Here is a 14,597-nt window from a genome sequence, read left to right as displayed (position 1 = left end):
CTGGCGAGGTGGTCCGCCTCGTTCGAGGCACCCGGATCCACGGGCTCGTTTACACTAACTTTAGCCCTTTTGACATGTCAATGGGTGCCAGGGTGAGATCAGGTCGTCGCACGGCCGTCCAGCGGGAGGTGGCAGGTGAGTGAACGGAATGGGGATCCGCGGGTCCCGCTGTATCAGAACGTGAAGTCCGAACTGCTCCGCGCCATCGCGGCCGGCGAGTACACGCCCGGTGAACCGTTCATCACCCAGCGAGAGCTCCGCGAGCGGTTCGGCGTCAGCAACACGACCGCCGTCAAGGCACTGAACGATCTCGTCGTCGACGGACTGCTCGTGCGCCGACGCGGCAAGGGGACGTTCGTCGCCGAGGGTCCGAGGACGGCCCGGCCGACCAAGGACGGCGCGGACGGCGCGGACGCCTCGATCATGTGTGTGCTGTCGCTGCTGCACGACCGGAGCCCGCATGCCGCTCGCCTGATCCGCGGTGTCGAGTCGGTCTGCGCGGAGCTCGGCTATCGGATGTTCCTCTCGGACACCAAGGGCGATCCCGATCTCGAGGAGCGGGCGCTGCTGCGGGCGGCACGCGGCGGTGCCGCCGGTGTGGTGCTCTATCCCGTGGAGGGTCGAGCGCCGCTACCGGCACTGGAGGGGATGCGCCGCCGGGGCGTCCCGATGGTGATGGTCGACCGATACCGCCAGGACGTCGTCGCCGACGCGGTCGTGGCGGACAACTTCGCCGTCGGTTTCCAGCTCACCGAGCACCTGATCGCCGCCGGCCACACGCGGATCGCGGTCCTGTGGGAGGAGACCGACTCGACGAGCGTTCGGGATCGTCTCGCCGGGCACCTGCAGGCGTTGCAACAGCACGGGATCCGGCAACGCCGTGAGTTCTCGGTCCTGCGTCCCTACCTCGGCTCGCCCTCCGGCTCCCGGATCGAGACGGTCCGCGAACTGCTGGCCCTGCCGGAACCACCGACGGCGATCATGTGCGCGAACGGGTACGTGCTCGCCAGTGCGGTGCACGACCTGGCCGCGCTCGGGGTGGAGATCCCGGACGAGATCGAGTTGGCCGGGATGGATGACGGCGGACCGCTGGACCTGCCGCCGCTTACGCTCGTCTCGGCGATCCTGCCGTCGGAGGAGATGGGGCGCCAGGCGATGACGATCCTTGCGCGCCGCATCGCCGAGCCGGACGCCGGGGACGTGGAGCATGTCGTGCTGCCGGTCGGCGTCCGGGTCCGGGACTCCTCGACCGGCCACCTACGGGTGGTCCGCTCGCAGGCGCCCGGCCCGATCTGACGGAGTCTATTGACACGTTAATCGGTCATGGGCAGGATGGGCGTCGCCGTCCGATCCGCGTTGTCCCTCGGTTGCACGCGTCACCGGCAGTTCGGGCACCGTCGCGGCACGGCCACGGCCCGGCACCTGCCGGTGCCGCCTGACAGCCGAAGGTTCGCGAAGGAGCAACCCCATGAAACCGTCCAGACCACCCGGCGTGATGCGAGGGGTGAGGCGCCCGCTGGCCGTCGCGGCCGCCACCGCCGTGGGCGCCGCCGTCCTGGTCGCCCCCGCCGTGCCCGCTGCCGCCGATGATGCCGTCGTCACCGCGTCGGTCACGTTCGACGATCCGCCGGTCAACGAGGGGATCACCGTCCGGACCGGCGATGCGGGCCGAGGCACCTGGCTCGAGGTCGGTGGACTGCCCGCCTTGCAGACCAACCCCTCGATCGGCAACACCTACATCTACAACGACATCGACGACGCCCTGATCCACGGCGGCACCAACACCGTCCGGATCACGGTGGAGTACTACGACGCGGCGATCTCCGGTGGGTCCTGGGACCTGACCTACGACGCGGCGACCAACCCGTGGCGCGCACTGCCCGCGGTCGCCCTCACCGGAAGCAACACGTGGCGGACCGAGGAGTTCACGGTCACCGACGCACGCCTGTCGAACCGTGAGAACGGCGCGGACCTGCGGATCGGCACCGGCACGTCGGCGATCGCGTTCCGTAGCGTGACCGTCGAACGGCTCGTCGACGCCCCGGCCCTGAGCCTGCGGACGCCAGGCAACATCTTCGTCACCGGCACCCCGCCCAAGGTCGACTTCACCGCGGCCCCGGACGCCCGGGTCGACTACCGCGTCTACGACGTCAACAACAACCACGTCACCCAGGGTGTCGCCACGAACACCGACGGCGCCGGGACGATCCAGGTCGGCACCCTGCCCGAGGGCTACTACCGGCTCCGGGCGACGGCGACGATCAGCGGCCAGGCGTCCCTGCCGGCAGAGACGACCCTCGCCGTCGTCGCTCCACAGCCCGATGCCGCGAACTCCCCGTTCGCCGCGGCGGTCTCGCACCGCCAGTTGCCGCCCGGCAGCGCCCCGCTGGCCGCGCTGGCCGGTGACTCCTACTACCGGCCCTCGCTCACCTGGACGGCCATGGAGCGCACCGCGGGTGTCTACACCTACCCGACGGCGTGGCAGGAACAGACCATCGAGGCCCGGGACGCGGGCCTGGCACCGATGCCGATCTGCGCCTACACGAACCCGCTGTACGACAACGACGCCACCCCGTACACGGACGCCGGACGGGCGGCGTTCGCCGACTACTGCGTCGCGCTGCTCGACGGGTACGTCGACCTCGGCAACCCGGCCCCCGCCGTCGAGGTCTACAACGAGTTCAACGCCGGCTTCGGCGACCGCGGCGACGGGCCGGCGAACTCCCTCCCGGAGTACTACTTCCCGCTGCTGCAGGCGACGTACGAGGCCGTGAAGGCGGCGCATCCGGACACGCTGGTCGTCGGGCCGGCCACGAGCTGGCCCGACCTCGGCTGGCTGGAGACCCTGTTCGCCCTCGGGGCACTCGACTACATGGACGTCGTGTCCGTCCACTACCCGGGCGACCCGCCGGAGGCGGCCGTCGCGAACCTCGAGGCCGTGGACGCTCTGGTCCGCGAGTACAACAACGGCGAGAGCAAGCCGATCTGGGTCTCGGAGTGGGGCTGGTCCAGCCGGACCGGCAGCGTCGACGAACACACCCAGGCGGCCTACGCCGCACGTGCGGGCGTCATCGGGCTGTCCCAGGGGGTCGAGCGGAACTTCTGGTACGACTTCAACAACGATGGCCTCGACCCGGCCGACCACGAGAGCAACTTCGGGCTGCTCCGCAACGCCGCCGACCCGCTCGGCGCACTCACGCCGAAGCCGTCCTACGCCGCGCACGCGACGATGAGCAGGTTGCTCACGGGTGCGACGTTCGAAGGCGCCGAGGAGGTCGCCGACGGGGCCACCGCGTACCAGTTCGCCACGGCCGGCGGGGACAACCTGCTGGCCCTGTGGTCCACGACGGGACCGCGAACCGTCACCATCGAGACCAGGGTGCCGGTCACCGTCGTCGAGATGTCCGGCCGGGCACGCACCCTCACGCCCTACCTGCACAGTGTGGAACTGACGCTCACCGGGGACCCCGTGTACGTGATCGGCTCGGCGGACGCCTCCGACGTGACCGACGGCGGCCGGTTCAGCCTGACCGCGGCCGGCCCGACCCTCGCCGGCGACACCATCCAGCTGACCCTGGACGTGGACAAGGTCGGCGGCCCGCGAATGAACCTGGCCGTCACCGTGAACGAGCGCACCGTCCCGGTCCAGGTCGCCTCGGGGCAGGCCACGGTACAGATCCCGATCAGCATCCGGGACACCGGCCTGCTCGGCACGCGCGGCCTGGTGGCCCTGGTCACGAACAACGGATCGCCGGTCGCCCGGCTGACCGCCGAGATCGACGTGCTCTCCACGCCGGTCACCGTGAGCGCCGCACACACGCTGCGTGAGGACGCGGACGTGCTGACGGTGTCGGTCACGAACGAGGTCGCCACCGACCAGCCGGTGGGGGACCTCGCCTGGCAGCTCGGTGCCGGCAGTGGCACGGAGACGATCGGGACCCTGCCCGCCGGGCAGACCGTCACGATCGACATCCCGACCACCGGGCTCACCTCGCCGGGCACCCACCCGTGGTCGGTGAACCTGGCCATGCCGGACGCGGACGCGCTCACCGAGAGCGGGTCACTGGTCCTGGTGGACCCCGCTGCGGTGACCGCGCTGCACCAGCAGGCGATCACCGTCGACGGCGTCCCCGACGACCTGAGCGGGATCACCCCGATCGATCTGGACGCGGACGGGCAGGTTCGGCAGATCCCCGACTGGGGCGGCGCCGCGGATCTCGGCGGCGACGTCTGGTGGACCTGGGACGAGGAGAACCTCTACCTGACGGCGGCGATCACCGACAACGTGCACGCCCAGCCGGGTCTGAACGACACCATCTGGACCGGTGACAGCATCCAGTTCGGCGCCGTCGCCGGCGCCCCCGGGGAGAACCTCACCGGCTACTACGAGTACGGTCTGGCGCTCACCGCGCAGGGCCCGCAGGTGTTCCGGTGGAACGGGGGCGGCGGGATCCTGCCCAACGGGCCGGTCGACGCCGTCGACCTCGCGGTCGCCCGGGACGAGGCCACCCAGACCACGGTCTACGAGATGGCGATGCCGTGGAGCGAACTGGCGCCGTTCGACCCGGCCGACCGGCTGCTGGCCCTGTCGTTCCTCGTCAACGAGAACGACGGTGCCATTCGCCGCGGCTGGCTGGAATGGGGCTCCGGGATCGGGACGGGCAAGAACCCGGCCCTGTTCCCGAGCACCAGGCTCGACCCGTAGGACGAGCGCGACGGGTGGGGCGGCCGAAGGGTTGCCCCACCCGTCGCGTGCCGGCCTGACATCCTCTCTTCACCACCCCACGAAGGAGACCCTGTGCTCGTCGACATGCCGCTGGACCGCCTCCGTGACTACCGGCCCGACCGCACGGAACCCGGCGACTTCGACTCGTTCTGGGACGCGACCCTGACGCAGGCCCGGGACGCTGCGACCGAGCCGGCCTTCGTGCGCCTCGACTCCGACCTGGTCACCGTGGACGTCTTCGACGTCACCTTCAGCGGATATGCGGGCCAACCGGTCAAGGGCTGGCTGTTGATCCCGCGCCACACCGACGGCCCGCTGCCGTGCGTCATCGACCACATCGGCTACAACGGCGGACGGAGCCTGCCCCACGACTGGCTCGCCTGGAGCGCCGCCGGCTACGCCAACCTGGTCATGGACGTGCGCGGCCAGGGCAGCAAGTCCGGGCTGGTCGGCGCCACGGCGGACCCCGACCCGGTCGGCTCCCCGCAGGTGGGCGGGTTCCTGACCCGTGGCATCAACGACCCGGCCACCTATTACTACCGCCGGCTCTACACCGACGCCGTGCGCGCGGTGGACGTCATGCGCGCCCATCCCCGCGTCGACCCGCACCGGGTCTTCGTGGCCGGCGGCAGCCAGGGCGGCGGCGTCGCGCTCGCCGTCGCAGGGCTCCAGCCCGGGCTGGCCGGGGTCATGATCAACGTGCCGTTCCTGTGCCACATCCGCCGCGCCACCGAGATCACCGACGCCTCGCCGTACTCGGAGATCACCTCCTACCTGCAGACCCACCGGACCGACGTCGAGCAGGTGTTCCACACGCTGAGCTACTTCGACGGCGTCAACCTGGCCGCGCGCGCGAACTCGCCCGCGCTGTTCTCGGTCGGGCTCATGGACGCGACCTGTCCGCCGTCGACCGTCTTCGCGGCCTACAACCACTACGGGGCGCAGGACAAGGAGATGGTCGTCTGGGCCTACAGCGGGCACGAGGGCGGTCAGGCCCACCAACGGGCCGAGATGTACCGGTTCGCACGCCACCACTGAGCCGGGGCGCCGCTCAGAAGAAGCTGCCGAGGCCCCAGACCAGCGTCGTCGACAGGGTGCCGACCAGGTAGCTCGCGCCGATCCCCGTGCCGGCGCCGGCCGCTCCCTTGGGGCCGGGGTTGCGCAGGCCGATGATCCCGGTGACCACGGCGCCGATGGCGGCTGCCCCGCCCACGAGGCTCGGGACACCACCTCCGAGGCCGACGGTGCCCGGGCTCCAGCCCTGACGGATCAGGACCGCCTGGACGATCGTCCCGACGACTGAGAGGACGACGGCCACCACCCCGAGGATCAGCGAGATCCGGCCCGGCGGGTTCGTCGTCGAGGCCGGGTTCAGGATCGAGTCCGGGGCGTACGGCGACCCCGCGGCCGGGTAGTCGCCGGGGCGCCAGTTCCCGGGCGGCGGAGGGACGGGCGGGTTCGTGCTCATGTGCGGTTTCCTTCGTCGTGGAGGGGCCGACGGATCGGACGACGCGGTCGGCCGCGGCGTGTCATGCGGGGAACGCGGGTCAGGCTCACCACAAGGACAGCGCCAGCGAGGTGATCAGCCGCGAGAACAGCCACAGCACCACGAGGGTCAGCCCGATCCCGGCACCGACGCCCGCCGCACCCCGGGGGCCGGTCCGGCGCAGTGCGTAGATCCCGGTGCCCAGCGCGGCCAGAGCGAGGATCAGGCTGACCCAGCCGCCCGCGCGCAAGAGCTGGAACACGGTCCGGCTGTAGGAGCCGGTGGTGAAGGCGATGTTCTCCGCGACGTCGAAGCCGACCCAGCACACCAGCGCGACGATCCCGAGCCCGAGGGCGGTCCGCCCCGCCGGGTTGGACGTGGTGGACGCCGGGCCGCCGAGGGACGCCGGAGCGTACGGGGACGCGGCCGGGGCGTAGGGCGAGCCGGCACCGGGCGGTGGGTCGCCGGGGCGCCAGTCCCCGGGCGGTACGGAACCTGTCGGGTCACTCACGTGGACTCCTTCGTCGTCGGCACCAACTCGGACAGGCAACCAGCAGCGGCCGGATCTGTCGAGCCTCCCGCCGGGGAGGAGTCCCCATCGCGTACCGTCGACCACGTGGCCGATCAGACCTCATCGCACGACCCGCACGCGACGCCCACCGGGACGCTCGGCGAGCCGGTGACCGGGCCCATCCCACCGCAGACCGGGCCCGGGTCGGGGCCGGTGCGTCGGTCGGCGCGCACCCCCACCCTGTCGAGCGCGCCGCAGCGACGGCTGCGCGAGCGGGCCCGGTGGGTCATGGCCGGCGACGGCCCGCCCACCACCGCGTTCGCGGCGGTCCGCAAGGATTCCGGCCTGGCCGCGGAGGTCGAGAGGTCGGTGCTCGATCTGGTGCTGCGCACCGGTGAGGTGATGGTCGCCACTGGCGCGCCGGTCGCGGACACGACGGCGGTGATGCTCCGGTTGGCCGCGGCGTACGGTGTGACGAACTGCCAGGTGGACATCACGTTCATCTCCATCACCGCCTCGATCGACCGCGACGACGACCCGGTCACGAAGGTCCGGGTGATCAACGTGCGCACCTCGGACTACAGCCGTCTCACCGAGGTGACCCACCTGGTGGACTCCGCGGACGCCGGCAACCTGTCGGTCGAGGCCGCGCACGAGCGGATGAACCGGATCCTCACCGCGCCGCACCCGTACCGACGGTGGGTGGTCACCGGTGCCCTCGGCACGATGGCGGCGGGGGTGGCCGTGCTGCTGGGCGGTGGCCTGCCGGTGGCCGCGGTCGCGGCCGTGACCACGATGGTCATCGACCGGTCGCTGCGCTTCCTGCGCAACCACGGTCTCCCGTACCTGTTCCAGCAGGCGCTCGGGGCGGGGATCGCCACGATGGTGGCGTTGCTGCTCCTGTGGATCAAGCCCTACCTCGACATCTCGGACGAGTTCCTGCCGCCCTCCCTGGTGGTGGCGTCCGGCATCGTCGTGCTGCTGGCCGGCCTCTCCCTCGTGGGCGCCGCCCAGGACGCGATCTCCGGGTTCCCGCTCACCTCGGCGGCGCGTTCCTATGAGGTGGTCCTGTACACGGTGGGGATCGTGGTCGGCATCGGCTTCGTCCTGGACGTGGGCCGGCGCTTCGGGGTGCCCCTGAGCATCAACGACCTGACCGGCTTCGCGACCGCGCTGCCCCTGCAGATCGGGTGCGGCGCGGTGATCGCGGGCTCCTGGGCGGTCGCGTCGTACACGCGGATGCGGACGGTGCCGGTCGTGATGGGCGTCGGCGCGCTCGCGTCGGCGTCCTACGCGGGGTTCCTCGCCCTCGGCATGGGCCCCGCCGGCAGCTCCTTCGGCGCGGCGCTCGTGGTCGGCCTGCTGTCCGCCCTGGTGCAGCGCGGCATGCGGACGCCCTCGATGGTGATCGCCGTGTGCGGCATCACCCCGTTGCTACCCGGGCTCGCGATCTACGCCGCCATGTTCGAGTTCGTCGACTCCGGTGACGTCATCGCCGGCGGGGTGCGGCTGATCGCGGCGCTGTCGATCGGTCTCGCGCTCGCGGCCGGCGTCACCCTCGGCGAGTTCATCGGGACCCCGCTCGGGCGCAACGCCGACCGCTGGCAGCGCAAGGTCCAGGCCCGGGCGCGAGGCACCCGGATCTGACATCGGACTGTGACCTCGCCCTGCCGCGTGTGCGGTGGCGGGCAGCCCCTGACGAGCCCATGATGGTGGGAGGCGACCAGGGAGGGCAGCAATGCGGATCGTCGTCACGGGGGGTTCGGGGGTGCTCGGAACCCAGGTCGTCCACCGGGCCCGCGAACTCGGCCATCAGGTGGTGCCCGCGAGCCGTCGTTGGGGCGTGGACCTGTCCACCGGGGAGGGGCTCGGTGCCGTCCTGGCCGGTGCCGACGCCGTGGTCCACGCGGCCGCGAATCCGCGGCGCTCCCGGCTGGTCGACGTGGACGGCACCGTCCAGTTGCTCGCCGCGATCGCGACGATGATCGTGCCGGCGCACCTCGTGTACGTCTCGCTCGTGGGGTGTGCGGCCAGCAAGGCGCCGTACGCCCGCACGAAACGGGCGGTCGAGACCATGATCGAGGACAGCGACCTGCCCGCCACCATCGTCCGGTCCACCCGGTTCCACCCCTCGGCGGCGTTCCTCGCCCGGGCCATGGTCGGCGCGCGCCGCGGCGTCTCCCGCGAGCCGGCCCGGCCCGTCGACCCCGCCTGGGTCGCGAGCGAACTGGTGTCCCACGCCGTCGGCGAGCGCCCGGACGGTTGCGTGCATGCGCCGGACCTCGCCGGCCCGGAGATGCTGACCACGGATCAGCTCGCGGACGCCGTGCTCGCCCACGACGGACGGGCGCACCGGTTCCTTCGGATGCCCGGGCTCGGCCGGGCCCGCGCGTTCGCCACCGTCGCCGATCTGCCAGGGCCCGGCGCCCTGCTCGGCGGGTCGTCGTTCGGGGACTGGCTCGGCCGCCAGCCGCTGTCGGTCCGACGCTGAACGACTCTCGCTCAGCGTCCGGCCACGATGTCACCGCGCTTGACCCGATCCTTGGACAGCCCCCGCAGGAGCAGTCCGACGTTCTCGCCCGGGGCCGCTTCCTCGCGTACCCGCCGGAACGCCTCGATCCCGCCGAGCTCACTCGAGGCGACGTGCGCGCCGTCGCGGACGATCGCGACCTGTTGCCCGACCCGGGCCACGCCGTCGGCGAGGACGCCGGTCACGACCGTGCCGCGGCCGGTGATGCGGAAGACGTCCACCACCACCAGGCTGAACCCGCCCGCAGGCACCGAGGCGGCGGGTGGCACCGGCGGGCCGAACTCCGACGGCGGAGCCTGGCCGGGTGCGCCCGTCACCGCGGTCGGGGGTCCGTTCACGTCGCGCAGGTACTCGTCGACACTCGGCGCGGAGTCGCGGCGCTTCTTCCTCCAGAACACCCGACGAGGCTAGCCGCTCGTGCTCGGGTCAGCACGGTGTGGGTCAGGTACCGGTGACCCGGCCCGGCCGGTCACGAGGGTGCGCCACCGGTGGACCCCATCGCGACGAACACCCGTGACGAGCGGCAGTGTCGTGGCGTCACCACTCCCACGGCCACCCATAACAGCGAAGGTCAGCGCCCGGAACGTGTGGGCGACCTCCGATTCGGCGCCCTAGAGATGGGCGTCCGGGGCGTCGAGGAGCTCGGCGATCCCGTGCGCACCGATCGAGGCGAGCTCGGGGTGGTCGTCGGAGGCCTCCGCGATCGCCGAGGCGAGGACCAGCGCCCAGCCGCGGGCCCGCGCCCAGACAGCGTCGCCGACACCGGTGCGCTGCGCGTACCGCACCACGAACTCGGCCCGACCGGGCGCGTCGAAGGTGAGCCACGCCGTCGCCAGATCGGTGGCCGGGTCACCGGCGGTGACGTCGCCGAAGTCGACGACGGCACTCAGCCGACCGCGGTCGACGAGCAGGTTCAGCGGGTGCAGGTCGCCGTGCACCCACACGGGCGGTCCGGTGTGCACCGGGGCCGGCAGGAGCCGGCGCCACAGCGCCAGCAGCTCCTCGCCGCGGGGAACGTGCCCGGAGCGCAGCCGCCGGGTGACCGCCGCCTCCCGCGTGGCCAGGGGCACGCCCCGCACCGGGTTGAGCGGCGCCCAGTCCGGTGCGGGCACGTGCAGGTCGGCGAGGAAGTCGCCGAGCACGCCGGCCCAGTACCGGCGCGCCGCCACGGCCTGGCCGGTGGCCGGGTGCCCGGGCAGCCAGCGCAGCACCGACCAGTGCCACGGGTAGTAGTCGGTCGGTTCACCGGAGAGCCGCGGCGTCGGCACCGTGACCCGGACCAGGTCGCGGATCGTCGGCAGTGCCAGTTGCTCGTGGCGGACGAGGTCGGCCGCCGCCTGTCGCCGGGGCAGGCGAATCACGAAGTGCTCACCCGCGCGGATCATCACGTTGTCCCAGCCGTTCGCGACCGTGCGCAGCAACGTGGTCGCCAGTTCGGGGAACTGGTCGGTCAGGAGCCGCCGGGCAAGGTCCGTCGTGACCTCGACCTCGGCCCGGGGAATGTCGGGCACCGGGTCGTTCAGCCGTTCTCGCCGGTGGCGCCGGTGACCGGCGGCTGCGCGGACCACGGGAACGAGATCCAACGGTCGGTCCGGCGCCAGGTGTAGTCCGGTTCGATCACCGACCGCGGCTTCGTGTAGAGCACGGCGCTGCGGGCCTCGACCGGCAGGTGCTCACCGGCCTCGATCCGACCGTCGCCGTCGAGGTCGATCGGCAGCCCACGCTGCAGCAGGTCCATGACCACCTGCAGGGTGCGCCCGGAGTCCGCGACGTCGTCGACCACGAGGACCTTGGCGTCCGCGAGCACGGTGGTGTCCAGCAGCGGGGGCAGCACCACCGGGTCGGGCAGCGTCTCGGCGACGTCCGTGTAGAACTCGACGTTCATCGTGCCCATCGCCTTCACCCCGAGCGCGTACGCGATGGCACCGGCCGGCACCAGGCCGCCGCGTGCGATCCCGATCACGAGGTCCGGCATCCAGCCGCTCGCGACCACGTCGCGCGCCAGTTCGCGCGTGGCCTCGCCGAACCGGTTCCAGGGGAGGACTTCGAGGGCCGGTGTGCGCGTGGTCTCGGGCATGGAGCCAATCTAGTTGACGCGGCCGGGCGCACCTCCGCCCGCTGCCGCGGCACCCGGAGCCGGCCGAGAGTGACGAAGTGGTCGCCGCTTCAGCACTTTCGCCGGCCGGTTCGCGAACCCACCCAGCGTTGCGCGCTCGCGGGCTGAGCCGGCGGCACCGCGGACGCCGTGCGCCGTGGTGGAATTGGGCCGGATTCCCGGACCCGGACGGAGCAGCCCCAGATGAACACCGTGATCGGCGTGGACCTCGGCGGCACCAAGACGGCCGCCGCGCTCGTCGGCGCCGACGGCGCGGTGCGCGGTCTGCATGAGGTCGCCACCCCGGCGAAGGCCGGCCCGGGCGCCGTGCTCGAGGCCGTGGCCGGGCTGGTCCGGCGGGTCGCCGCCGATGCCGGTGCGGCACCGGCCGGCGACGGCGCAGGTCTGGTCGGTCTGGGCGTCGCCAGTGCCGGGGTGGTGGAGGCGCACAGCGGCAGGATCATCTCGGCGACCGACGCGATGAGCGACTGGGCCGGAACCGACGTCGCCGGGGGACTGCGCGCCCGGCTCGCGGACGTGCTGGCGCCCGAGGCACCCGTCGGCGTGCTCAACGACGTGGACGCGCACGCCGTGGGCGAGGCCTGGATCGGCGCCGGGGCCGGCGCGGACGTGGTCCTCATGGTCGCCGCGGGCACCGGGATCGGCGCGGGCCTCGTCGCCCGCGGGCTGCCGTGGCGCGGCGCCCACCACAGCGCCGGTGAGCTCGGCCACCTGCCCTCCGCGGACGCCGTCGGGCTCCGGTGCACCTGCGGTCGCGACGGCCACCTGGAGGCGATCGCCGCCGGGCCGGCGATCCACCGCCGCTACCTCGCCCTGGGCGGCGACCCCGCGAGCGCCGACAACCGGGACGTGGCGCGGCGCGCGGCCGGTGGCGAGGAGACGGCAGTGCGGGCGTTGTCCGAGACCGGCCGCGCGCTCGGCCGCGGCATCGCGGGCATCGTGACCATGCTCGACCCGGACGTCGTGGTGGTCGGGGGCGGTGCGGCCGGCGCCGGAGACCTCTGGTGGGGACCGATGGAGGCCGAACTCCGCCGGGAACTCATCCCACCCCTGGCGGGCATCGAGCTCCACCCGGCCCGGCTCGGCCCGGCCGCGGCGATCGCGGGAGCCGCCCGGTGGCTACGTCTCGGACGGCCCTGGGCGGGCGCCGGGCGATGACCGGCATCGACGCGACCGGTGCCGCCGGGTAGCGTCGAGCCGTGGATCCGATCGATGCGCTGGAACGGGTGGCGTTCCTCCTCGAGCGCGACCTCGCGGACACCCACCGGATCCAGGCGTTCCGCCGGGCGGCGCGCCGCCTGCGCGGCCTCGACCCCGACGAGCTCGCCGACCACCTCGCCGCCGGCACGCTGACGGACCTGCCCGACGTCGGCCCCCGCACGGCCGGTGTCGCGATGGCGGCCGCACGCGGTGAGGTGCCGCAGTACCTGGCGGACCTGGAGCGTGCCGCCGGGCCCCTCGTCGACGGTGCCGAGCAGGTGCGCGGCTGGCTTCGCGGCGACCTGCACACCCACTCCGACGCCTCCGACGGTGGGAGCCCGATCACCGAGATGGCCGCCGTCGCGATCGACCTCGGCCACTCCTACCTGGCCCTGACCGACCACTCGCCGCGGCTGACCGTGGCGCGCGGGCTCTCCCCGGAGCGCCTGCGCGCGCAGATCGAGCAGGTGGCCGCGCTGAACGCCGAGCTGGCCCCGTTCCGCATCCTCACCGGGGTGGAGGTGGACATCCTCGAGGACGGCACGCTCGACGGCGAGGCGGACCTCCTCGACTCCCTCGACATCGTGGTCGCGAGCGTCCACTCCGCCCTGCGGATGCCGGCCGAGCAGATGACCCGGCGGATGGTCACCGCGATCGCGAACCCGCGCGTCGACGTGCTCGGGCACTGCACCGGGCGCCGGGTCCTGGGCGCGCGGGGCACCCGGCCGGAGTCGGAGTTCGACGCCGAGCTCGTCTTCGAGGCCTGCCGCCGGTTCGGGGTCGCCGTGGAGATCAACTCACGCCCCGAACGACGGGACCCACCCACCCGGCTGCTCCACCTCGCCGTCGAGATGGAGTGCCTGTTCGCGATCGACTCCGACGCGCACGCCCCCGGCCAGCTCGACCTGCTCGACCACGGGTGCGCGCGGGCCGCCGCGGCGGGGCTCACGCCGGACCGGATCGTGAACGCGTGGGCGGCCCCGGCACTGCTCGAATGGACGTCGGCGAACGGGTAGATTAGGGGTCCAAGCCCCACACCCACGAAGGATCCGACGATGGCTGAGCGCACGGCGACGATTGGTTCGCCGGTGGGACTGCATGCCCGCCCGGCGGCGATCTTCACGCGGGCGGCCGAGGATTCCGGCATCTCGGTGCGGATCTCCAAGAACGGGTCGGTCCCCCAGGATGCCGCGAGCATCCTCGGGGTGATGACCATCGGTGCGAAGTACGGGGACAAGGTCACGCTGCATGCGGACGGGCCCCGCGCCGAACGCGTCCTCGACGAACTGGCCGAACTGCTCGCCAGCGACCTCGACGCCTGACCCGGATGTCGCGCCGCGAGGAGGTCGACCGTCGCATCTACGCGGCGGCGATGAACCTGCTGCGGACCCACGGTCCCCTGGCCGTGACCGTCGAGGCGGTCGCGGCCGAGTCCGGCGTGGCCAGGACCACCATCTACCGGCGTCACAAGGACCGCGACGCGGTGCTCGCCGCAGCGCTCGGCGACCACATGGCCTCCCGCGTGCTCGAACCCGGCGATGACGTCTGGAGGGACATGCGCGCCGCCGTGGAGTCCCTGATCGCGACCCTGGAGGGTGGCCCGGGCTCGGGCGTGTTCCTCGGCCTGGTGCAGAGCGAGGACCAGAACCAGGTGGAACTCATCCGGGACAAACTGCTGCGGCCGCGGATCGCGCTCGCGGTCGCGCGGCTGCGTGACGGGGTCGCCACCGGGCAGGTCCGCCCGGACGCGGACATCGAGGTCGCCGTCGACCTGCTCCTCGGCGCCGTCGCGGCTCGGTTCGCCCACTCCGGAACGTTCCCGGCGGGCTGGACGGACTCCGTCGTGGCCACCCTCCGGATCTCCCTGCAGGCGACGTCGGACCCATCCGAAGACTGATGTGGCACGAACTCCCGTCGAGGTCGTAGGCTCGGACCGCAAGACGCTACAGTCCGTGTAGCGTTCACCCGCCCCGGGCCTACGGCGCCTGGCTGACCGTCACGTGCAGCACCGGGAGTGAAGGGCACACC

General features: G+C 72.6%; 14 protein-coding genes. 9 read left to right on the top strand and 5 right to left on the bottom strand.

All coding sequences use genetic code 11. The annotated features are described in order from the left end of the window. Positions 1-135: 135 nt before the first annotated feature. The 3 genes from EXU48_RS00440 (at position 136) to EXU48_RS00430 (ending at position 5,764) form a co-directional block, all read left to right on the top strand. Positions 136-1,296 (top strand): GntR family transcriptional regulator, encoded by a 1,161-nt coding sequence (locus EXU48_RS00440; RefSeq protein WP_133105621.1) that lies wholly within the window; start codon positions 136-138, stop codon positions 1,294-1,296. A gap of 172 nt (positions 1,297-1,468) precedes the next feature. Continuing rightward, the gene (locus EXU48_RS00435) at positions 1,469-4,705 is read left to right on the top strand and encodes a sugar-binding protein (protein WP_133105620.1); all 3,237 of its coding nucleotides are present in this window, start codon (positions 1,469-1,471) and stop codon (positions 4,703-4,705) included. A 93-nt stretch (positions 4,706-4,798) separates the two neighbouring features. Next, the gene (locus EXU48_RS00430) at positions 4,799-5,764 is read left to right on the top strand and encodes an acetylxylan esterase (RefSeq protein WP_407938701.1); all 966 of its coding nucleotides are present in this window, start codon (positions 4,799-4,801) and stop codon (positions 5,762-5,764) included. Between the two features lie 13 nt (positions 5,765-5,777). Here EXU48_RS00430 and EXU48_RS00425 read toward each other — a convergent pair whose 3' ends face one another. Together EXU48_RS00425 and EXU48_RS00420 are read right to left on the bottom strand one after the other, a co-directional pair. Further along, entirely contained in the window at positions 5,778-6,194 is a 417-nt protein-coding gene (locus EXU48_RS00425; protein ID WP_133105619.1) for a hypothetical protein, read from the bottom strand. Between the two features lie 85 nt (positions 6,195-6,279). Continuing rightward, entirely contained in the window at positions 6,280-6,723 is a 444-nt protein-coding gene (locus EXU48_RS00420; protein ID WP_133105618.1) for a hypothetical protein, read from the bottom strand. A 105-nt stretch (positions 6,724-6,828) separates the two neighbouring features. On the opposite strand from EXU48_RS00420, the gene EXU48_RS00415 reads away from it, so the two are divergent. Next, on the top strand, positions 6,829-8,370 hold the full coding sequence (locus EXU48_RS00415) for a threonine/serine exporter family protein (RefSeq protein ID WP_207947561.1): 1,542 nt from the start codon (positions 6,829-6,831) through the stop codon (positions 8,368-8,370). 91 nt (positions 8,371-8,461) lie between these two features. Continuing rightward, positions 8,462-9,214 (top strand): SDR family oxidoreductase, encoded by a 753-nt coding sequence (locus EXU48_RS00410; protein WP_133105617.1) that lies wholly within the window; start codon positions 8,462-8,464, stop codon positions 9,212-9,214. Positions 9,215-9,225: 11 nt separating this feature from the next. Here the strand turns inward: EXU48_RS00410 and EXU48_RS00405 are convergent, their stop codons facing one another. The 3 genes from EXU48_RS00405 to EXU48_RS00395 all read right to left on the bottom strand — a co-directional run bounded on the left by EXU48_RS00405 (position 9,226) and on the right by EXU48_RS00395 (position 11,330). Continuing rightward, positions 9,226-9,651 (bottom strand): EF-Tu/IF-2/RF-3 family GTPase, encoded by a 426-nt coding sequence (locus EXU48_RS00405; RefSeq protein ID WP_133105616.1) that lies wholly within the window; start codon positions 9,649-9,651, stop codon positions 9,226-9,228. Between the two features lie 213 nt (positions 9,652-9,864). Beyond that, positions 9,865-10,764 carry an aminoglycoside phosphotransferase family protein gene (locus EXU48_RS00400; RefSeq protein ID WP_235856754.1) on the bottom strand — a complete coding sequence of 300 codons (900 nt, stop codon included), beginning with the start codon at positions 10,762-10,764 and terminating at the stop codon, positions 9,865-9,867. Between the two features lie 8 nt (positions 10,765-10,772). Next, positions 10,773-11,330 carry a phosphoribosyltransferase gene (locus EXU48_RS00395; RefSeq protein WP_133105615.1) on the bottom strand — a complete coding sequence of 186 codons (558 nt, stop codon included), beginning with the start codon at positions 11,328-11,330 and terminating at the stop codon, positions 10,773-10,775. Between the two features lie 222 nt (positions 11,331-11,552). On the opposite strand from EXU48_RS00395, the gene EXU48_RS00390 reads away from it, so the two are divergent. From EXU48_RS00390 to EXU48_RS00375, 4 genes are read left to right on the top strand one after another with little or no spacing between them, the layout of a single operon-like run. Continuing rightward, positions 11,553-12,527, top strand: a complete 975-nt coding sequence (locus tag EXU48_RS00390) for an ROK family protein (protein ID WP_133105614.1) — start codon at positions 11,553-11,555, stop codon at positions 12,525-12,527. Between the two features lie 41 nt (positions 12,528-12,568). Then, positions 12,569-13,585 (top strand): PHP domain-containing protein, encoded by a 1,017-nt coding sequence (locus EXU48_RS00385; RefSeq protein ID WP_133105613.1) that lies wholly within the window; start codon positions 12,569-12,571, stop codon positions 13,583-13,585. 39 nt (positions 13,586-13,624) lie between these two features. Further along, on the top strand, positions 13,625-13,891 hold the full coding sequence (locus tag EXU48_RS00380; protein WP_133105612.1) for an HPr family phosphocarrier protein: 267 nt from the start codon (positions 13,625-13,627) through the stop codon (positions 13,889-13,891). A 5-nt stretch (positions 13,892-13,896) separates the two neighbouring features. Beyond that, the gene (locus tag EXU48_RS00375) at positions 13,897-14,466 is read left to right on the top strand and encodes a TetR/AcrR family transcriptional regulator (protein ID WP_133105611.1); all 570 of its coding nucleotides are present in this window, start codon (positions 13,897-13,899) and stop codon (positions 14,464-14,466) included. The last annotated feature ends 131 nt before the right edge of the window (positions 14,467-14,597 follow it).

Source organism: Occultella glacieicola (assembly GCF_004353825.1).
Lineage (GTDB): Bacteria > Actinomycetota > Actinomycetes > Actinomycetales > Beutenbergiaceae > Occultella > Occultella glacieicola.
Note: the sequence above shows the minus strand (reverse complement) of the source record. Positions and strands in the feature narration are given on the sequence as shown.